Below are 17878 nucleotides of genomic sequence, written 5' to 3' on the forward strand. Positions count from 1 at the left end.
TTCGCTCGTCTGCTCCACGACATCATGCGGGCCGAACCTGAGAGTTTGTTCAAAGACAGGGTCAGGACTGATCGAGCAGGCGCAGCTGTTCGGCCACGTCGAAATTCGCGCCGGGCCAGTCCAGGTTCAGGCCGGTGAGCGCGTCGATCAGTAGTTCGGTGACAGCCAGCCGCGAATACCATTTCTGATCGGCGGGCAGCACGTACCACGGAGCGTAATCGGTATTCGTGCGATCGAGAACGGCCTGGTAGGCCTTCTGGTATTCGGGCCAGAAGGCGCGTTCGGTGATGTCGGCCGGGTTGAACTTCCAGTACTTGTCCGGTCGTTCCAGGCGGGCGCGCAGCCTGCGCTTCTGTTCGTCGAGGGAGACGAACATGGCGACCTTGACGATGGTCGTCCCGGAGTCGGCGACCTCTTTCTCGAAGGCGTTGATCTTGTCGTAGCGCTGCTCCCATTCGGCCTGCGGTACCAGGCCGTGCACCCGGACAACCAGCACGTCCTCGTAGTGGGAGCGGTCGAAGACGCCGAGCTGGCCGGGAGCGGGCAGGCGTTTGCGGATGCGCCACAGGAAGTCGTGCGCCCGCTCCTCCTCGGTGGGCACCCCGAAGGAGGCGTGGTCGACGCCTTGTGGGTCGACCGAACCGATCACGTGCCGCACGATGCCGCCCTTACCCGCGGTGTCCATGCCCTGCAGGATCAGCAGCACCCGGCGGTCACCACCGGTGCGTCCGTGCGCGAACAGCTTCTCCTGCAACACCGACAGCACCTCGCCGCGTTCGGGCAGCATCGACTTGCCCAGCTGCTTGCCGCCGAGGAAACCGGGCGTGGCCGAGGTGTCGATATCGGCGACGCGCAGCCCGTCGGCGCGCAGGGCGGTGGTGACGGGCTCGGTCCACAGATTCGCCATCAGCCATGCCTACCACTAGTCGCGGCGGGTCTGCCAGCACGCCACCCCGGCGGGGTCGGCGATCTCGGCCCGGTGCACGTACACCGGGTCCTTGCCCGCGCGGCGCTGGGTGCGGTAGTCGGCGAGCAGCCGGAACGCCACCGCGCCCAGCGGCAGGATCGCGGTGAGGTTGACCAGGGCCATCACGCCCATGAATACGTCGGCCAGGTTCCAGATCAGCGCCACCGAGCCGAGCGCGCCGCCGAATACCGCGACCAGCACCAGCACCCGGAAGACGGTGAGCAGGCGCGGATGATCGGTGATGAACTCGATATTGGCGCGGCCGTAGTAGAAGTTTCCGATCATCGAACTGAACGCGAGCATGAACACCACCGCGGTGAGCACGTGCCCCGCCCAGCTGCCGAGGGTGGTGTGCAGCGCGGTCTGGGTGAGGTCGGCGCTGTGCCGCTCGGACAGGTCCGGGTCGCTGGTCAGGATGATGAACGCGGTGATGGAGCAGACCAGCAGCGTGTCGAAGTAGACGCCGAGCGACTGCACGAGCCCCTGCTTCACCGGATGCGAAACGTCCGCTGCCGCGGCGGCATTCGGGGAGGAGCCGAGACCGGCCTCGTTGGAGAACATGCCGCGCCGGATGCCCTGGGTGATGGCCATGCCGATACCGCCGCCGACCACCTCCCGCAAGCCGAACGCCCCGCCGACGATATCGGCGAACACCCGTGGCAGGTCGTCGAGATTCAGCGCGACCACGGCGATGCCGAGCAGCAGGTACACCATGGCCATCACCGGGACGAGCACCTCGGTGATGCGGCTGATGCGGCGCACTCCACCGAAGATCACCAGGCCGAGCAGGACGACCAGCGCCAGCCCGACCAGCGGGGCGAACCAGTCGCCATCGATCGCCGTCAGCGAGGCCCGGCTGGTGGCGACGATGGTGTTGGCCTGCACCGCGTTGAAGACGAAACCGAAGGTCAGCGTGATGACCACCGCGAAGATCAGGCCCTGCCAGCGCCGGCCGAGACCGTACTGCATGTAGTAGGCGGGACCGCCACGGAAGGTGCCGGGTTCGTGTTCGGGTCGCTTGTAGAGCTGGGCCAGCGTGGATTCCACGAAGGCCGACGCGGCACCGAGCGTGGCCATCGCCCACATCCAGAACACCGCACCCGGCCCGCCCACACTGATGGCGGTGGCGACGCCGGCGATATTGCCGGTGCCGACCCGCGCGGCCGCGGAGATGCTGAAGGCACCGAACGCCGACACCGACCGCTTGCCGTCGGCGGCGGGGGTGCCCTTCTCGGCGACCACCCGGAACATCTCCGGCAGGAACCGCAACTGCACAACCCCGCTGCGCGCGGTGAAATACACCCCGGTCACGATCACCAGCGGGATCAGCAACCAGTCCCAGAACACGTTGTTGACATCGACGATCACCGAGTTCAGCGTGTCCATGCCCGGCAGGCTACCGCCGGGCTACCGCAGGTCGGCTCAGGCGGGGCGGGTCGCCTCGACGTATTGCATGAAACGGTGCACGCGCTGGGTGATTTCGGTGAGCCCGGAGGTGGCGAACAGGGTGGGGAAGGTGTCGCGGTCGAACAGGCGAAGACCGCTCACGCCCGCGGCCAGGGTGCTCGCCTTACCGAAGAGGTTGTCGTCGCGGTAACTGGTGGTGATGGCGATGCGGCCGCCCGGCGCGAGGACGCGGATCATCTCGCGGGCGGCGGCGATCGGGTCGGGGATCAGGTAGAGGGCACCGAAACAGCAGACGGCGTCGAAGGTTTCGTCGGCGAAGGGCAGGGTGCGGGCGTCGCCGCGCACGTAGCCCACGCGCGGTCCCGCGTTGTCGGCGGCGGCGCGCGCCAGCATCGGCGCGGAGTAGTCCAGGCCGGTGACGAAACCGTCGCCGCTGAGGTGTTCGCTCAGGTAACGAGTGAAAATGCCGGGGCCGCAAGCCAGATCGAGCACCTTCTCCGGCCCGCCCAAGCGCAGCGAGCGCACCGCGTCGCGACGGTCGTCGCCCGTGGTGCGGCCGCTGGCCAGGTAGAACAGGGTGGGACGCCAGGCGTGCTCGTAGATCGCGGCGAGCGCGGGCGCGTTCATGGCTTTGCGAGCCAGGTTCACTGCCGGACGACCTCGATGGTCATGCCCGCCGCGCGCAGCCGCTCGGTGAGCGCCTCGCCCATGGCGGACGCGGGGGTGAGAACGCCTGCGCGCTCGGGCAATTCGTCGAACGCCAGGCACAGACCGCTCTGGCCGAGCAGCACGGCGGTGGCCTGATAGCCGGGGTCGCCGGTGCCGGAGAACGTGGCCTGGTACTTGGCGCCGGAACTGGTGCGGGCGAAGGTCTTCATGGTGAACCAGCCGCTGCGGCGAGCCTTCTCGTCCGGGCCGGTGCCGGGCTTGGGCAGGATGCGGTCGAGCAGCTTGCGACCGAACGACACCCGCGACAGCACCGCGCCCGAGGTCATCCCGGCCACGATGCCGCCCGCGATACCCGCCGCCACCAGCGGTGCGGTGGCCGAGGTGCCCGCGTTCATCACCTCGCGGTAGCGGAACTGCTTGCCGTAGGGCCAGCCGAGCAGACCGTTGCTGCGGCGGACCACCTTGGTGTTGTGCGAGGCCATGATGAATGTGGTGACCCAGCCGTGCAGGCTCGGATCGATGCTGTCGGCGCGGGCGAGGGCCTGGTCGGTCTGCCTGCCGACATCGGGGTCCATGCTGCGATCGGGGCTCAGCGAGTACGGGTGCGCCAGGATCTTCGCGCGGCCGGAGTCGGCGGCGATGTCCTCCATCATGGCGCGACCGGAGTCGATGGTTCCGCCGCTCATCCCGCCCTTGAGGTAGGCGACCAGCGTGGTGTCCTCCAGCTCGCCGGTGTTGTCGGCGACCGAGGCGCGGTAGATCTCGTACACGCTCAGATCCGACGGAATCGAGTCGTAGCCACAGGAATTCACGATCTTGGCGCCCGAGTCGACGGCGGCCTGCTCGAACTGCTCGATCGCGTCGTGGATGAACAGCGGTTCGCCGGTGAGGTCGGCGTAGTGGGTGCCCGCGGCGGCGCACGCACCGAGCAGCGGCAGACCGTAGCGCAGGTACGGCCCGACCGTGGTGACCACGACCTTGGTGCGCTCGGCCATCGCCGCGAGCGAGGCCGCGTCGGTCGAATCGGCGACCACCAGATCCCAGGACGCGGCAGCGGGACCGAGGTCCTCGCGCACGGCGGCGAGCTTGTCGCGCGAACGGCCCGCCAGCGCGATCTTCGCGGTGGCGGGTGCGGCGGTGAGCAGGTACTCGGCGGTGAGTTTGCCGACGAAGCCCGTGGCGCCGAACAGGATCAGGTCGAACTCGCGGTCTTGCGGCACAGAGGAGCCTTTCATCGGGTGGTTGCCTTGCGGGGGCGCGTCTTCTTCACCGGTTTCGGTGGGTGGGTGCGCAGCCAATCATGATGGGCGATGCCGAGTTCGGTGATCGGCGGCTCGTCGTAGAGCCATTCGCGAGCGATCGAATGCCAGTTGTTGGTCGCGTCGAGCTGGCCGAGCATGCCGAAGGTGAGGAAGTCGGCGCGGCGGGAGAACAGGTGCTCGGGCGGCAGATTCTGCTGCTTCATCCCGGTGAACTCGCTGGCCCTCGGGTCGACGGCGAGCAGGAAAGCCCCGCTGGCCAGCTCGGGGGTGATGGTGAGGACCTCGTCGACAAGACACCACTCGGAGGCGGCGAGCACGTATTCGAGGCACTCCTCGGCACCGATCTCGTCGGGCGAATCGATCACGCCGCGATCGATCATCAACTGGCGCAGGTCTTCCGAACGTTCCTCGGCGGCCGCACGCAGGCACAATTTCTCGAAGTGCACCAGTTTGGGGTCCATCCGGTTGAACAGGCCGAAATCCAGGAACGCCACCCGGCCGTCGGGCGCGAGCAGCACATTGCCCGGATGCGGGTCGCCACAGAACTCGTTGAACGTGAACAGCGAACCCACGTAGAAGCGGTAGACGATCTCGCCGATCCGGTTGCGCTCGGAGTCGGGCAGCGTGCGCATCTCGTCGAATCCGGCGCCGTCGACGAACTCGCTCACCAGCACCCGGGTGGTCGACAACTCGGGCACGGCCGAGGGAACGAAGATGAACGGGTGGTCGCGGTAGAGGTGCGCGATCTCGCTCTGCGTCGCCGCCTCGGCCCGGTAGTCGAGTTCGGCCTCCATGTTGAGCTTCAGCTCGTCGAGCACGGCCGGGGTGATCCACGGCATGGCCGAGGCGAGCACTCGCCGGAACATGGTGAGGTTCTTCAGATCGGCGCGGACCGCCACGTCGACGCCGGGGTACTGCACCTTCACCGCGACCCGCCTGCCGTCGGCGAGGGTGGCGCGATACACCTGGCCGATCGAGGCGGCGGCGATCGGCTCGGGGTCGAACTCGGCGAACACCTCGTCCAGCGGGCGGCCGTAATCCTGCTCGATCACCGCGCGCATGTTCTCGAACGACACCGTCGGTGCCGCATTGCGCAAGACGGCAAGACGCTGCTGGAACCGATCGCGATGGTCCTCGGGGACCAGGTCCAGATCCAGCACCGACATCATCTGGCCGAGCTTCATGGCCACGCCCTTCATGGTGCCGAGCACCATGACGACCTGCTCGGTGGTGCGGATCATCGACTCCTCGGCCATCTTCGCGCGCACGGCCTCGGACCTGCCGCGCATCGACAACCGGGTCTTCTTGGAACGGATGACCGAACTCGCCGCCACCGCCCCCAGCTTCGTGCCACGGGCAAGCCGGGATGTCGGCACGTTCTTCGCCATCGAGGTACCTCCGTTGGTGCCGACGTGCACGCTGCCCGAACGCCTGACGGCGCACGGCAACCTCGCGGTGACACAAGCCACAGCGCCCCGCTCGGTTCAGCGTAACCAACCGCGCGGCGATGTCGAGCCCGGGACGGCGATATCTGGTATCAGCGCTGGTCAGGACTCCGGAAGTGGCGGTAGAACGTGTGTCTGCTCGGTGAAGACAGCGGGCGAGCCACCCGCGCGAGCGATGCCCTCGATCGCGCTCCAGGCCATCATCGTGAGGTAGTCGATGACGTCCTGGCGCGGCATCGCCTTGTCGGTGGTGGTCCACCAGTGGGTGGCCAGCTGGATGCCGCCGACCAACACGTAGGACCACAGCATCGCGCCATCGGTGCGGATGCCCTTGGCGCCGGCCCGGTCGATGAGCACGGCGGTGACCACCTCGGCGAACAGGCGCTCGAACTCGGCGAGCGAGGCATTGTCGCCGCTGCCGTTGTGCATGATGAACCGGTAGACCTCGGGGTCGTCGTCGACGGTCCCCACGTATTCGGTCATGGCGGCCCGCACCAGCTGGTACTCGTCGGCATCGAGGCTGATGGCGCCGTACACGCGCGGCAGCAGCGTGGTCTCGATGAAGCGCTGCATTGTGGCGTGCACCAGGTCGTTCTTGTCGGCGAAGTACCGGTACAGCACGGTCTTGGACACGCCGATCTCGGCGGCGATCTCGTCCATGCCCGCCTGCGCGCCGCGCACGCGGATGGCGTTGAGGGTGCCGTCGACGAGCTCCTCGCGCCGGTCGATCTTGTGCTGGCGCCACCGCCTCTTGCGGCCGTCGACGGGACCCGCGCCGCGCACGGCGGAACCCCGACCGGTCTGCTCGCCGATCTCGACAAGGTCTTCGGTGGACAGGACAGCCCCCTTGCGATCGATGTGGCGTCTCTCGCGATACAGCTTATGCCTGCCGATGTGGGGTGGCGCTCGTTTAGGCGACGTTGGGGGATTTACCACAGGCCGGCGTCGGCGCGGCGGCATTTCGCACAGCAGAATGGGGGCCATGGAGAAAGCTCCCGGCAACACGGCGGTGCTCACGCCGCGCACCGCACCGGCGCAGCCCGCCGGGTTCGCGGATCTGACCGACGAGGCGGGCAAACGACGCGACCTGTTCAAGATGAAGGCCCTCGCCACCGGCTTCCTGCTGGTGGCGACAGTGATCTATCTGCTGTGCCGCTGGCTCGAGTCACGCGGTGGCGGCGGCGCATGGGTGGGTTATGTGCGCGCGGCCTCGGAGGCGGGCATGGTCGGCGCGCTGGCCGACTGGTTCGCGGTGACGGCGTTGTTCAAGCACCCGCTCGGCTTGCCCATCCCGCATACCGCGATCATCCGCAAGAAGAAGGACCAGCTCGGCGAGAGCCTCGGCGCGTTCGTCGGCACCAATTTCCTCGCTCCCGATGTGGTGTCGGCCCGGCTCGACGCGGCCCAGATCTCGCTGCGGGTCGGGCGGTGGATGGCCACACCGGCCAACGCGGCGCGGGTGGCGCAGGAGAGTTCGACCATCCTGACCGCCGTGGTCGGCGTGCTGCGTGACGAGGACGTCGAGCAGATCATCGACAACACCATCGTCAAGCGCATCGCCGAACCGCAATGGGGTCCGCCGCTCGGTCGGGTGCTCTCGGAGCTGATCGCCGACAACCGGCAGCTGCCGCTGATCGACCTGCTCGCCGAGCGGGCGCACCAGTGGGCGCTCGGTTCGCAGGAGACGATCGACCGGATCGTGTTGCGCGACGCGCCGCAATGGGCGCCGAAATTCGTCAACACATTGTTGTCGGAGCGGATCTACCGGGAATTGGTGGAATTCACCTGGAAGGTGCGTTCGGACCCCGACCACGAACTGCGTCTGGCCGCCACTCGATTCCTGCAGGATTTCGCCGACGACCTGCAGCACGACGATGCCATGATCGCCAAGGCGGAAAAGGTGAAGGCCGAGATCATGGGCCGCGAACAGATCACCGGAATGGCGGAGGCCACCTGGCGTGCGGCCAAGCGATTGATTCTCGAGTCGGCGAACGACCCCGATTCCACGTTGCGACGCAAAGTGGCGGAGAATGTGCAACAGCTGGGTGAACAGTTGCGTGACGATCCGGCGATGCGTGGCAAGGTCGATGGGTGGATCGACCGGGGGGCGCGCTATCTGGTTGGTAACTACGCCGCCGAGATCTCCACGCTGGTGACCGACACGGTCGCCCGCTGGGATGCCGACGAGGCGAGTCGCAAGATCGAATTGCAGGTTGGCCGGGATCTGCAATTCATCAGGATCAACGGCACGGTCGTCGGATCGCTCGCGGGCCTGGCGATCTACACGATCTCGCAGCTGCTGTTCCACTGATTCCGGGTGTTCGCCCGGCGGCTGCTAACTGTAGTGCTTGCAAGAGCTAGCACCCTGACCTAGTATTGACCGTACAACGCCAGAAGGTGAGTGATGGCAGACCAACCCGAGAACCGAGTCGTCCACGCGGCTCAAGACATCGGAGGGTTCATCAGGTCCCAGCGCGAAGCCGCGCAGGTGTCCTTACGTCAACTCGCCGCGCTGGCCGGGGTGAGTAATCCGTACCTGAGCCAGATCGAACGCGGATTACGAAACCCCTCCGCCGAAGTACTCGCGCAGATCGCCAAGGCGCTGCGGGTTTCTTCGGAGGTGTTGTATGTGCGGGCCGGATATTTGGAACAGCGCCCGCACAGCCCGGTCCGGGACGCCCTGCTGGCCGACACTTCGGTGACCGAACGGCAGAAACAGGTGTTGCTGGAAATCTATGAGTCGTTTCGCCGGGAAAACGGGGAAGAAACCGGCTCAGGGGGGAACGAACGGGACAGCGACGTTTCGTTCACGACAATTGACACTCCGCCACACCAGGAGAGCGAAGACTGATGACCGAGAAGACCGCTACCGTGACCAAGCCGCTGTTCGCCACCGTCGGCGCCGGTGATGCCATCTACACCGCCGTGAACGAGGTCGTCGCCGACGTCCGCGAGCGGGTCGCCACCACCGATGCAAAGGCCCGTGTCGAAGAGGCTCGCGAGCGCATCGCCAATGTGCCCGCCGACGTGCAGGCCCAGTTCGACACCATCCGCGAGCGCCTCGCCGGCCTGCCCTCGGAGCTGCCGGAGGACCTCGCCGAGCTGCGCGAGAAGTTCACCCCCGAGGAGCTGCGCAAGCTGGCCGAGCAGTACTACCGCCAGGCTCTCGACATCTACGCCGACCTCGCCGTGCGCGGTGAGGAGACCGTCGAGCGGCTGCGTGCCAACGAGGCCGTCGACGAGCAGATCGGTCGCGTCGAGTCCCTGTACAAGGATGCCTCCACCCGCGCCGAGGAAGCCCTCGCCAAGGTCACCGACCTGCTGGGCCGTGGCAAGGAAGAGGCGCAGGCCGCTGCCGCCGAGGCCGCCGCTGTGGTCGAGGCCGAGGTCGTCGCCGTGACCGACGAGGCCGCCCCGGCCAAGGCGCCCGCCGCCAAGAAGGCGCCGGCCAAGAAGGCCCCCGCGAAGAAGGCCGCACCCAAGAAGGTGTAACCCTTCACCGCCGACAGCGGCCCCGCGCACCCCTGGTGTGTGGGGCCGCTGTTCGTATGATGGGGGAGTGAATATGGTGCATGGAGTGACGGGGATGATTTTGCTGGTCCTGTGGCTGGCAGCCTTCGGTGCGACGGTGTTCGCGCTGATCCATGCCGTGCGTCAGCGGCCGGACGCGTTTACGGCCGTCGACAAGATGACCAAGCCGATCTGGCTGGCGATCCTGGCGGGTGCGCTGGTGTTCCTGCTGCTGGGGATCAGCGGGTTCGGCATGCTCACCTCGTTCATCGCGATCATCGCGACCGGTGTGTATCTGGCCGATGTGCGGCCGAAAGTCGACGAGGTGCAGCGCGGGCCGCGCTGGTAAATCGTCGCCGGACCCTCGCGGTCGAGCGCTCCCGGTGTTACTGTTTCTATGAGTAACACAAAGGAGTGTGTCGATGCGCGCAATGATGCCCGCGACCGTGAACGACCTGGTCGATACCGTGACCGCCAGGATCAAGGCCGGACTTGCCGCCCACCGGGCCGATCTGCGGACCCGGACCCACGGCGTGGCGGCCTTCGACCCGCCGACGGTCCCGCACGAGGTGATCCCGGTGGTCACCGCCGACGGCGCCCGGCTGCGTGTGCACGCCTACGGCCCGGTCGACGCACCCGTCATCGTGTTCGCCCACGGTTGGACCTGTTCCATCGAGTACTGGAACGCCCAGATCAACGCCTTCGCCGGCGAGTACCGCGTGATCGCCTACGACCAGCGCGGCCACGGTGAGAGCACCAACGGCTACGCGCGGCCGAGCACCGACCTGCTCGCCGACGATCTGTGCGACGTACTCGACGCGGCGCTGCTGCCCGGCCAGCGCGCGGTGCTCGTCGGCCACAGCATGGGTGGGATGACGCTCATCGCCTGGGCCGGTCGCTACCCCGAACGAGTCGCCGAGCAGGCCGCGGCCGTGCTGCTCACCAACACCGGCGCGCACTCGCTGGTCGAGGTGTCGACCATGGTTCCCGGTCTGAACAAGCCGCTGCGATTGCTGCGCGGCCGGGCCCTGCCCTCGCCGGACTGGCTCGGCAAGCTCATCCTCGGCACTCCGGTGGTGTTCCCGCCGATCGCGCCCGTGCGCTGGATCTTCGCCCGTCAGGTGATGACCCTCGACACAACGCCGGAGAAGCTGAGCTACGCCCTGTCGGTGGTGCGTGGTTGCCCGATGATGACCCGTTCGCGCTACGGCCTGCTGCTGGCCGCGCTGCATCTGGGCGACGCCGCGAGCAACTTCACCGTGCCCACCACCGTGCTCGCCGGTGACCGCGACGACATGACCCCGGCCATTCACGCCGAACGGCTCGCCGAACTGCTGCGCAAGGCGGGCACGCTGGCGAAGTTCGAGGTGCTGCCCACCGGCCACCTCGGCAATGTGGAGCGCTACGACCTGTTCAACCGGGAGCTGCGCGAAGTCCTCGCCGCTGTCCGCGAGCCCGCACGCGCCTCTGCCTGAGGGCCTGCGAGGATGAGGGGATGAGTTCTGCCCCTGTGACCTCGGACGACCGTCGGTTCGTGTTGACGCTCGGCTGCCCCGACCGGCCCGGCATCATCGCCGCGATCTCCTCGTTCATCGCCGATTTCGGCGGGTCGATCGTGGAGGCCGGCTATCACTCCGACGGTGACATCGGCTGGTTCTTCACCCGGCAGGCGGTGAAGGCATCGACGGTGCCGTTCGGCATCGACGAACTGCGCACCCGGTTCGCGCAGGTGGCCGCGGAGTTCGGTCCCGAGACCGACTGGCAGCTGCACGACACCGGCGCCCGCCGCCGGGTGGTGCTACTGGTGAGCAAGGACGGGCACTGCCTGCACGACCTGCTCGGCCGCGCGGGGGCCGGTGAGTTGCCCGCCACCATCGAGGCCGTCATCGGCAACCACCCCGACCTGGCCGCGATGACCGAGGCGCACGGGGTGAAGTTCCATCACGTGCCGTTCCCGAAGGACCCGGCCGAGCGCGGTCCGGCGTTCGAGCAGGTGCGCGAACTGGTCGACGTGCACGACCCGCACGCGGTGGTCCTGGCCCGGTTCATGCAGGTGTTGCCCGCCTCGCTGTGCGAGCACTGGGCGGGCCGGGCGATCAATATCCACCACAGCTTCCTGCCGTCGTTCGTCGGCGCCCGCCCCTACCACCAGGCCTACGACCGTGGGGTGAAGCTGATCGGGGCGACCTGCCACTACGTGACCGCCGAGCTGGACGCGGGCCCGATCATCGAGCAGGACGTGATCCGCGTGGATCACGCCGACGATGTGCCCGACATGGTCCGCCAGGGTCGCGATATCGAGCGGGTGGTGCTCGCCCGGGGCCTGCGCTGGCATCTCGAGGGCCGGGTGCTGGTGCACGGCCGGCGCACCGTGGTGTTCGAGTAGGTCTACAGGTCGTAGAACGGCGCCGGGTAGCGGAATTCGCCGGTGACCGCCGGATCGTAGGCGGCGAGCGGCCTGACCTGGAAGTATTCGGCCCAGTCGGCCTGGTCGGGGACGATGCCGCGGCGCGCGCCCGGCACGAAACCGAAGCGCGAGTAGTAGTCGGGGTCGCCGACCAGTCCGACCACCGATTCGTCGAGCGCGTCGGCGGCGCCGAGGGCCGCGTGCACCAGGGCCGAACCGACGCCGGTCTTCTGATGGTCGGGGTCGACGCCGAGCGGGCCGAGGGCCAGCACCGGGAACGGGCCGATGCCCGCCCTGGTGAGGCAGATGTGCCCGACCACGGTGTCGTAGGCGAGGGCGACCAGCGACAATGTCGGCATCCAGGATTCGTCGGCGCGTAGGGCGTCGACCAGCGCGGGCTCCGGTGGTTCCGTGACGGCCGGATCGCCGAGATAGTGCGGGGCGAAGGCGGCACGGTGGATCGCGGCGATCGCCGCGGCGTCCGCAGGGGTCTCGCGACGAATCAACACGGTCCAAGTCTCCCGGATAGGGGTACGCGTGCGCAATGGACTTCTGTGCCGATATGCCAGACTCGCTCCCATGACGTCGCTGACCCGGGCCGACGTGGCCGCCATGATCGATCACACCCTGCTCGCTCCCGAGGCGACTCCCGACCAGGTGAACGACCTGATCGCCGAGGCCCGCAAACTCGGCGTGTACGCGATCTGCGTTTCACCGTCGATGCTTCCGGTGCGCGCGCCGGGCCTGGTGGTCGCCACCGTCGCGGGATTCCCTTCGGGCAAACATCATTCGCTGATCAAGGGAGCCGAGGCACGTCTCGCCGTCGACAGCGGCGCGGCCGAGGTGGACATGGTGATCGACGTGGGCGCCGCTGTGGCCGGTGATTTCGCGGCGGTGCTCACCGACATCATCACCGTGCGTGAGGCGGTCGAGGACCGGGCCGTGCTGAAGGTCATCATCGAATCGGCCGCGCTCACCGACGAGGCGATCGTCGGCGCCTGCCGGGCTGCCGAGAAGGCCGGTGCCGATTTCGTGAAGACCTCCACCGGTTTTCATCCCGCCGGTGGGGCGAGCGTGCACGCGGTGCGGCTGATGGCCGAAACCGTCGGTGGCAGGCTCGGTGTCAAGGCCAGTGGCGGCATCAGGACCGCACAGGACGCGGCGGCGATGATCGAGGCGGGCGCCACCCGGCTCGGGCTGTCGAAGTCGGCGGTCGTGCTCGACGGCTTTCCGGACTGATCAGCAGCGCAGCTCGGCGTCGCTGCGCCCGGAGCTCTCCAGGACGGTGCGCCCGCCCGAAAGGTGAACGACCACACCGTCATCGGTGACATCTACCTTCTGGGCACGCAGGCCGAGCGGGTAGCTCTGCAAGCTCTGGGTGAAGGTCTCGACGATGCCCTGCACCAGGTCGGTGGGCAGGCCGATGCCGAGCAGCTGCGCGGACTTGGTCTCCACCTCCACATTGCCGTTGCGGACCATCGGCTGCACCTGCAGCTGGGCCAGGCCGCCGAGCACGTCGAGGGTGAGCACGTCGCTGCTCGCCGAGGAGCTCACCCCGCTCACCATGGTGCCGAGGGTCTGGCGGATGCCGTCGTTGTTCCAGGTCACCTCGGCATTCGAGCTGCCGACGGTCGCGCCGCCGCGCCCGCGATCGGTGAGTTCGATGTCGGAGAACTTCGCGTGCACGACCATGCCGACGGCCGGACCGAACTTGTTGTCCTCGCTGTCGATGCTCAGCGACCCGACCTTGCCGTCGAGATAGGTGATGAGCATCGGTTTCGGACCGAAACTCACGTCGATGCTCGAGCCCATCTCCTGCTCGAACTGGCTGCTGATGCAGCGCGAGATCTGGTGGCGGGCATACGCTTCGGTCGCCACGATGGTGCCGACGAGGAGCACGGCGACCACGGCCAACACGATCACCAGCGTGCGCCGACGGACCTTCGGGCGTTGGGGTGTCTGGGTGCTCATGACAGTCGATTCTTCCGGATTTTTCTGTGTCCGCTCTGAGGAGGCCATGAAGGCCTTCTTTCATTTTGTGATCTGCACCACTTCGCTAGGCGTAGCATGGCTGGATGGCTGGCGAGGGAGCGCGCCGGATGGCGGGGACCACCGAACACCGGTGGCGGGTGCTGCGGCGCCTCGCCGGACGACACGCGGGGTTCTTCACCACCAGGCAGGTCCTGCGCACCGGCTGTGAGCTGCGGGTGCGGGCGGCACTGGCCGACGGGTCGGTGACCAGATCGGGAGTCGGGATGCTGCGGTTGGCGCAATGGCGGCCCGGCCCGCTCGATGAATACGCGATGTGGGCGGCCTGGTTCGACGGTGCCGCCGTGGTGTCGTATCAGAGCGCGGCCGAACTGCACGGGCTCGGACGGTTGCGGCCACGGTTCCTGCACCTGTCGGTGTCGGCGGGGCGGCCACCGGTGACGCCACGGCTGGTGCTCACCCGCCGCAAGCTCACCGGGGCGGCGACGGAATCGGCGGGATCGTTCCTGGTGACCACACCGGCACGGACGGTGCTCGACCTGGCCGAAACCGAGATCGCGCAGTCGGCGCTGAACGAGGTGGTGACCGACGCGGTTGCCATCCACCGGTGTGATGTCGACGAAATACGTTGGGGTGCAGAACAATTGGCTCCCCGGGCAGCCGGTCGGATACGGCGGGCACTGCTCGCGGTCTGACCTTCGTCCGGCGGGGCTACTCGCCCGCCTGCCACCCGTTCGGTGCGACGACATCCCACGGCACCGACAGCACACAATCACGCATCCGCCGGTTGTAGGCGCGCACCGGGAACCCGTTGGCACGCAACAACTCCGCCGTACCCCGCCAGCGGATACGTGGCCCGAAGGGTGCGAGTGCGGCACTGCGCTCCCAGGCCTGATCGGCGGCGGTGAGCAGGGCGTGCACCTTCTCGCCGCGAATATTGCGGTGGATCAACACCTTCGGCAGTCGCTCGGCGATGTCGGACGGGCGCTCGACGGTGAACGGATCCCACGCGAGGGTGAGCGAGAGGGGGCGGTGCCGGTCGAGGAGCACCCAGGCGCTGCGGCGGCCGAGTTCGTCGCAGGTGCCGTCGACGAGCAGTCCGTCGGGTGCCAGATTCGACTGGATCCGCGACCAGGCGGCAGGGACCGCGTCCTCCGGATACTGGCGCAGCACATTGAAGGCGCGGACCAGCACCGGGCGCAGACCGGCCAGCTCGAAACCGCCACGGGCGAAACGCACACCGTCGCGCGGGGGCAGCACCCGGGCGGGGTCGATCTCGAGGCCGACCACACGCAGATCGGGGCGAACGGTGCGCAGGCGCGCGGCCAGTTCGATCGTCGTCCAGCCCGCCGCGCCGTAGCCGAGGTCGACCACGAGCGGGTCGACGGCCTCGCGCAGGCGGGTGCTCACGAGGTCGTCGTTGACCAGCCAGCGGTCGCTGCGGCGCAACCGGTTGACGCCGGTGGTGCCGCGTGTGATGGTGCCGACCGGCACCGTCCTCCTCGTGCCGGTCATGGGCGACGATCAGACCGGATTCTTGGCGGCCGTCTCCAGCCAGCGCAGGGTCTCCTCCTGCTCGGCGCGGAACAGGTCGACGAGATTCACCAGCATCAGCTGTTCCAGGCGCGGGCCGACCATGGGGATGAACACCTTGGCGACGGGGGAGAAGCGCATGGTGGCGCCGGTCTCGGTGGGGAACAGGCGGATGGTGCCGTTGAGGCTGCCCGGGCCCGCCGGGATGGAGGCGGAGAACTTGCCCTCGGTCTCGTCGTGATCGAACGGACCCCAGCTCTCCTTGCGGGTGATGACCATGTCCTTGCGCATCACCGTCTGCGCGATCTCCGGGAGCATCTCGCGCGGCAGGGTATGCGCGAGCACGATATCGATGCCGTCGTCGGTCACCTCATGGCTGACGACTTCGTTGTGCGGCGAGTACTTGCGCATCTCCTCGACGCGGGCTTCCCAGTAATCCCTGCTCTGCAGGGCTGCGTACAGCTCTTCAGTGGTGTGCAGGGGGTAGCGGGCGGAGTAGTCCAGTCGACGTGCCATGCCCGAACACGTTACCGGGGCGCCGTCACCGGGCGCCCCGGACGGGTCCTACTTGGTGGCGAGCCACTGTTCGGTGAAGGTGGCCTCGTTGCTCAGGAGTTCGGTGAGGCGTTCGGCGATGGCGGCTTCGATCTTGCCGCCGAAGAGGGGGATCTTCACCTCGATGGTGCCGGTGACCGAACCCTCGCAGCCGGTGGCGGTGGGGGTGAGGGTGACCCTGCCGCGGACGGTGGCGGGGGCGCCGTCGACGTGGGCCTCGAAGGTGCCCGAGGTGCCGGTGTAGTGCTCCACGCGGGGGATCACCAGGTCGCCGGGGCGCACGGCGGTGATGGCGGGCGGGAGCTGGTCGGCGGGGATGGACTGCACCAGCTGGATGCGGACCTGGTCGCCGTCGACCGTCAGCGAATCGAGGCGCGCGCTGGGGCCGCCGACCTCGGCGATGCGGGCCTTCCAGTACTGCTCATCGGAGTACGCGGCGCGCACCGCGTCGATGGAATGCGTATAACCGGCCGTGAACGCCAGAGGTGTAGCCATGTGCGACACGGTACCGTCTTCTGACGTGCGAACAACACGGGTGGTGTCCCCCGAACAGCTGCGTGACCTGCTGGCCGAGACCGGTGCGGTGGTGCGCCCGGCGGTGCCGCTGTCGGAACTGACGACGCTGCGCGTCGGCGGGCCCGCGCTGGTCGCCGATTGCGACAGCACGTCCTCGCTCGTCGCCACCGTGCGGGCGCTCGACGAGGCAGGTGTCGCGGTGCTGCTCGTCGCGGGCGGGTCGAACCTGCTCATCGACGACGCCGGTTTCGACGGTGTTGTGGTCCGGGTGCGCAACGCCGGAGTCGAGTTCGGCACCGATTCGGTGCTGGCCGAGGCGGGCGCGAACTGGGACGAGCTCGTCGCGGCGACGGTCGCGGCCGGGTTCGGTGGGCTCGAATGCCTGTCGGGTATCCCGGGTTCGGTCGGGGCCACACCGGTGCAGAACGTCGGGGCCTACGGCGTGGAGGTGGAGTCGCTACTGAGCCGGGTGCGGCTGCTGGACCGGGTGAGCGGAGAGGTCCGCTGGGCGGAACCAGCCGAGCTCGGTTTCGGTTATCGCACCAGCGTGCTCAAGCACAGCGACGCCGCCGTGGTGCTTGCTGTTGAATTCCGGCTCGACCCCACCGGAACCAGCGCACCGTTGCGCTACGGCGAATTGGCCCGCGTGCTCGGCGCGAGCGAAGGCGAGACCCGGCCCGCCGCCCAGGTGCGCGCCGAGGTGCTTCGGCTGCGCGCGGGCAAGGGCATGGTGCTCGACCCCGCCGACCACGACACCTGGAGCGCAGGTTCGTTCTTCACCAACCCCGTCGTCGGCGACGACCGCCTCGACCAGGTGTTGGCCGCGATCACCGCCCACCTCGGCGAGGTGAGCGTCCCGACCTACCCGGCCCCTTCGGGCACCAAGTTCTCGGCGGGCTGGCTCATCGAACGCGCCGGTTTCGCCAAGGGTTTCCCCGGCGAGCACGCGGCCGCGCGGCTGTCGACCAAACACACTCTCGCCCTGACCAATCGGGGCTCGGCGCGGGCGGCCGACATCGTCGAGCTGGCCCGCACGGTCCGCGACGGAGTGCGCGAACGGTTCGGCATCGTGCTCGAACCGGAACCGGTGACCGTCGGGATCAGTCTGTGAGCTGAGCCGGGTCCTTCTTGGCCTGCTCGGTGCTCAGCGCCGCGGTCTGCGCCGCATCAAGACCCTGCTGCTTGGCCAGCAGATCGCGGATCTCGATGAGCAGTTCGGTCTCGGTGGGCTCGGCTTCCTTGGTGGTGCCGAATTTGTTCTTCAGCGACTTCATCGGGACCATCAGCACGAAGTAGAGCACCGCGGCGACCATCATGAAGTCGATGAAGGCGGTGATGATCGGGCCGACCGCGATGAACGTGGCGGGCTTGTCGGCGATGAGCTGCACGCCGAGGCCGAGCTCATTGGTCGAGCCGAACACCGCGAGCAGCGGGTTCACAAAGCCCTTGGTGACCGAGGTGACCACCGCGGTGAACGCGGTACCCATCACCACCGCGACCGCGAGATCGATGACGTTCCCGCGCATCAGGAAGTTCTTGAAACCGTCGAATACCGACTTGATTCTGCCCATCGCAGAGATGTTAATGACTGGTTGTTCACTCAGCGAATTGTCAGCAA

At 67.9% G+C, this 17878-nt stretch carries 21 protein-coding genes; 9 read left to right on the forward strand and 12 right to left on the reverse strand.

Annotation, left to right across the window (positions count from 1 at the left end; translation table 11 throughout):
- Positions 1 to 61: 61 nt before the first annotated feature.
- The 6 genes from LDL21_RS01165 to LDL21_RS01190 all read right to left on the reverse strand — a co-directional run bounded on the left by LDL21_RS01165 (position 62) and on the right by LDL21_RS01190 (position 6533).
- Positions 62 to 907, reverse strand: a complete 846-nt coding sequence (locus LDL21_RS01165; RefSeq protein ID WP_225278467.1) for a polyphosphate kinase 2 family protein — start codon at positions 905 to 907, stop codon at positions 62 to 64.
- A gap of 15 nt (positions 908 to 922) precedes the next feature.
- Complete coding sequence (locus LDL21_RS01170) at positions 923 to 2353, reverse strand: alanine/glycine:cation symporter family protein (protein ID WP_225278468.1); 1431 nt, start codon at positions 2351 to 2353, stop codon at positions 923 to 925.
- A gap of 36 nt (positions 2354 to 2389) precedes the next feature.
- Positions 2390 to 3022 carry a class I SAM-dependent methyltransferase gene (locus LDL21_RS01175; protein WP_225278469.1) on the reverse strand — a complete coding sequence of 211 codons (633 nt, stop codon included), beginning with the start codon at positions 3020 to 3022 and terminating at the stop codon, positions 2390 to 2392.
- Positions 3019 to 4278 (reverse strand): saccharopine dehydrogenase family protein, encoded by a 1260-nt coding sequence (locus LDL21_RS01180; RefSeq protein ID WP_225278470.1) that lies wholly within the window; start codon positions 4276 to 4278, stop codon positions 3019 to 3021. Before LDL21_RS01180 ends, LDL21_RS01175 begins: the two co-directional genes overlap by 4 nt.
- Complete coding sequence (locus tag LDL21_RS01185; RefSeq protein WP_225278471.1) at positions 4275 to 5693, reverse strand: ABC1 kinase family protein; 1419 nt, start codon at positions 5691 to 5693, stop codon at positions 4275 to 4277. Before LDL21_RS01185 ends, LDL21_RS01180 begins: the two co-directional genes overlap by 4 nt.
- Before the next feature lie 159 nt (positions 5694 to 5852).
- The gene (locus tag LDL21_RS01190; protein ID WP_084475774.1) at positions 5853 to 6533 is read right to left on the reverse strand and encodes a TetR/AcrR family transcriptional regulator; all 681 of its coding nucleotides are present in this window, start codon (positions 6531 to 6533) and stop codon (positions 5853 to 5855) included.
- Positions 6534 to 6732: 199 nt separating this feature from the next.
- Between LDL21_RS01190 and LDL21_RS01195 the strand changes: the two genes are divergently transcribed.
- The 6 genes from LDL21_RS01195 (at position 6733) to purU (ending at position 11646) form a co-directional block, all read left to right on the forward strand.
- Entirely contained in the window at positions 6733 to 8061 is a 1329-nt protein-coding gene (locus tag LDL21_RS01195; RefSeq protein WP_372462122.1) for a DUF445 domain-containing protein, read from the forward strand.
- Positions 8062 to 8154: 93 nt separating this feature from the next.
- Entirely contained in the window at positions 8155 to 8601 is a 447-nt protein-coding gene (locus tag LDL21_RS01200; protein WP_067641944.1) for a helix-turn-helix domain-containing protein, read from the forward strand.
- Entirely contained in the window at positions 8601 to 9242 is a 642-nt protein-coding gene (locus LDL21_RS01205) for a heparin-binding hemagglutinin (RefSeq protein WP_225278472.1), read from the forward strand. Before LDL21_RS01200 ends, LDL21_RS01205 begins: the two co-directional genes overlap by 1 nt.
- 94 nt (positions 9243 to 9336) lie before the next feature.
- Complete coding sequence (locus LDL21_RS01210; protein WP_067485839.1) at positions 9337 to 9609, forward strand: DUF2516 family protein; 273 nt, start codon at positions 9337 to 9339, stop codon at positions 9607 to 9609.
- A 73-nt stretch (positions 9610 to 9682) separates the two neighbouring features.
- Positions 9683 to 10735, forward strand: a complete 1053-nt coding sequence (locus tag LDL21_RS01215; protein ID WP_308017106.1) for an alpha/beta fold hydrolase — start codon at positions 9683 to 9685, stop codon at positions 10733 to 10735.
- Positions 10736 to 10755: 20 nt separating this feature from the next.
- Positions 10756 to 11646, forward strand: a complete 891-nt coding sequence (gene purU / locus LDL21_RS01220; protein WP_225278473.1) for a formyltetrahydrofolate deformylase — start codon at positions 10756 to 10758, stop codon at positions 11644 to 11646.
- Between the two features lie 2 nt (positions 11647 to 11648).
- On the opposite strand, the gene LDL21_RS01225 is transcribed toward purU, so the two are convergent.
- Positions 11649 to 12176, reverse strand: a complete 528-nt coding sequence (locus LDL21_RS01225; RefSeq protein ID WP_225278474.1) for a GNAT family N-acetyltransferase — start codon at positions 12174 to 12176, stop codon at positions 11649 to 11651.
- 70 nt (positions 12177 to 12246) lie between these two features.
- Here LDL21_RS01225 and deoC point away from each other — a divergent pair, with 70 nt between their 5' ends.
- Positions 12247 to 12906: a deoxyribose-phosphate aldolase gene (gene deoC, locus LDL21_RS01230; RefSeq protein WP_225278475.1), complete on the forward strand. Its 660-nt coding sequence runs from the start codon at positions 12247 to 12249 to the stop codon at positions 12904 to 12906.
- Here deoC and LDL21_RS01235 read toward each other — a convergent pair whose 3' ends face one another.
- Positions 12907 to 13638, reverse strand: coding sequence for an LmeA family phospholipid-binding protein (locus tag LDL21_RS01235; RefSeq protein ID WP_225278476.1), 732 nt, complete (start codon positions 13636 to 13638; stop codon positions 12907 to 12909).
- A 104-nt stretch (positions 13639 to 13742) separates the two neighbouring features.
- Between LDL21_RS01235 and LDL21_RS01240 the strand changes: the two genes are divergently transcribed.
- A complete protein-coding gene (locus LDL21_RS01240; RefSeq protein ID WP_067484825.1) occupies positions 13743 to 14351 on the forward strand; it encodes a type IV toxin-antitoxin system AbiEi family antitoxin in 609 nt (202 codons plus the stop codon).
- A 16-nt stretch (positions 14352 to 14367) separates the two neighbouring features.
- Here LDL21_RS01240 and LDL21_RS01245 read toward each other — a convergent pair whose 3' ends face one another.
- From LDL21_RS01245 to LDL21_RS01255, 3 genes are read right to left on the reverse strand one after another with little or no spacing between them, the layout of a single operon-like run.
- Positions 14368 to 15171 (reverse strand): class I SAM-dependent methyltransferase, encoded by an 804-nt coding sequence (locus LDL21_RS01245; RefSeq protein WP_225278477.1) that lies wholly within the window; start codon positions 15169 to 15171, stop codon positions 14368 to 14370.
- A 9-nt stretch (positions 15172 to 15180) separates the two neighbouring features.
- Positions 15181 to 15705 (reverse strand): DUF2505 domain-containing protein, encoded by a 525-nt coding sequence (locus tag LDL21_RS01250; protein ID WP_067484831.1) that lies wholly within the window; start codon positions 15703 to 15705, stop codon positions 15181 to 15183.
- Positions 15706 to 15753: 48 nt separating this feature from the next.
- A complete protein-coding gene (locus LDL21_RS01255) occupies positions 15754 to 16239 on the reverse strand; it encodes a DUF2505 domain-containing protein (RefSeq protein ID WP_225278478.1) in 486 nt (161 codons plus the stop codon).
- Between LDL21_RS01255 and LDL21_RS01260 the strand changes: the two genes are divergently transcribed.
- Positions 16238 to 17371: a UDP-N-acetylmuramate dehydrogenase gene (locus LDL21_RS01260; RefSeq protein ID WP_372462123.1), complete on the forward strand. Its 1134-nt coding sequence runs from the start codon at positions 16238 to 16240 to the stop codon at positions 17369 to 17371. The two genes, LDL21_RS01255 and LDL21_RS01260, sit on opposite strands and share 2 nt — an antisense overlap.
- On the opposite strand, the gene mscL is transcribed toward LDL21_RS01260, so the two are convergent.
- Positions 17361 to 17831, reverse strand: coding sequence for a large conductance mechanosensitive channel protein MscL (gene mscL, locus LDL21_RS01265; RefSeq protein WP_225278479.1), 471 nt, complete (start codon positions 17829 to 17831; stop codon positions 17361 to 17363). The genes LDL21_RS01260 and mscL overlap by 11 nt on opposite strands.
- Positions 17832 to 17878: the final 47 nt, after the last annotated feature.

The organism is Nocardia rosealba, from assembly GCF_020216065.1.
GTDB classification, from domain to species: Bacteria; Actinomycetota; Actinomycetes; order Mycobacteriales; family Mycobacteriaceae; genus Nocardia; species Nocardia rosealba.

Bases quoted from the DNA above. Each gene is read 5' to 3' on its own strand.
- LDL21_RS01250 (WP_067484831.1), bottom strand. From the start codon at position 15,705: ATGGCACGTCGACTGGACTACTCCGCCCGCTACCCCCTGCACACCACT.
- purU (WP_225278473.1), top strand. From the start codon at position 10,756: ATGAGTTCTGCCCCTGTGACCTCGGACGACCGTCGGTTCGTGTTGACG.
- LDL21_RS01245 (WP_225278477.1), bottom strand. From the start codon at position 15,171: ATGACCGGCACGAGGAGGACGGTGCCGGTCGGCACCATCACACGCGGC.
- LDL21_RS01210 (WP_067485839.1), top strand. From the start codon at position 9,337: ATGATTTTGCTGGTCCTGTGGCTGGCAGCCTTCGGTGCGACGGTGTTC.
- LDL21_RS01170 (WP_225278468.1), bottom strand. From the start codon at position 2,353: ATGGACACGCTGAACTCGGTGATCGTCGATGTCAACAACGTGTTCTGG.
- LDL21_RS01195 (WP_372462122.1), top strand. From the start codon at position 6,733: ATGGAGAAAGCTCCCGGCAACACGGCGGTGCTCACGCCGCGCACCGCA.
- LDL21_RS01165 (WP_225278467.1), bottom strand. From the start codon at position 907: ATGGCGAATCTGTGGACCGAGCCCGTCACCACCGCCCTGCGCGCCGAC.
- LDL21_RS01240 (WP_067484825.1), top strand. From the start codon at position 13,743: ATGGCTGGCGAGGGAGCGCGCCGGATGGCGGGGACCACCGAACACCGG.
- LDL21_RS01200 (WP_067641944.1), top strand. From the start codon at position 8,155: ATGGCAGACCAACCCGAGAACCGAGTCGTCCACGCGGCTCAAGACATC.
- LDL21_RS01205 (WP_225278472.1), top strand. From the start codon at position 8,601: ATGACCGAGAAGACCGCTACCGTGACCAAGCCGCTGTTCGCCACCGTC.
- LDL21_RS01185 (WP_225278471.1), bottom strand. From the start codon at position 5,693: ATGGCGAAGAACGTGCCGACATCCCGGCTTGCCCGTGGCACGAAGCTG.
- deoC (WP_225278475.1), top strand. From the start codon at position 12,247: ATGACGTCGCTGACCCGGGCCGACGTGGCCGCCATGATCGATCACACC.
- LDL21_RS01235 (WP_225278476.1), bottom strand. From the start codon at position 13,638: ATGAGCACCCAGACACCCCAACGCCCGAAGGTCCGTCGGCGCACGCTG.
- LDL21_RS01180 (WP_225278470.1), bottom strand. From the start codon at position 4,278: ATGAAAGGCTCCTCTGTGCCGCAAGACCGCGAGTTCGACCTGATCCTG.
- LDL21_RS01215 (WP_308017106.1), top strand. From the start codon at position 9,683: ATGCGCGCAATGATGCCCGCGACCGTGAACGACCTGGTCGATACCGTG.
- LDL21_RS01255 (WP_225278478.1), bottom strand. From the start codon at position 16,239: ATGGCTACACCTCTGGCGTTCACGGCCGGTTATACGCATTCCATCGAC.
- LDL21_RS01260 (WP_372462123.1), top strand. From the start codon at position 16,238: ATGTGCGACACGGTACCGTCTTCTGACGTGCGAACAACACGGGTGGTG.
- mscL (WP_225278479.1), bottom strand. From the start codon at position 17,831: ATGGGCAGAATCAAGTCGGTATTCGACGGTTTCAAGAACTTCCTGATG.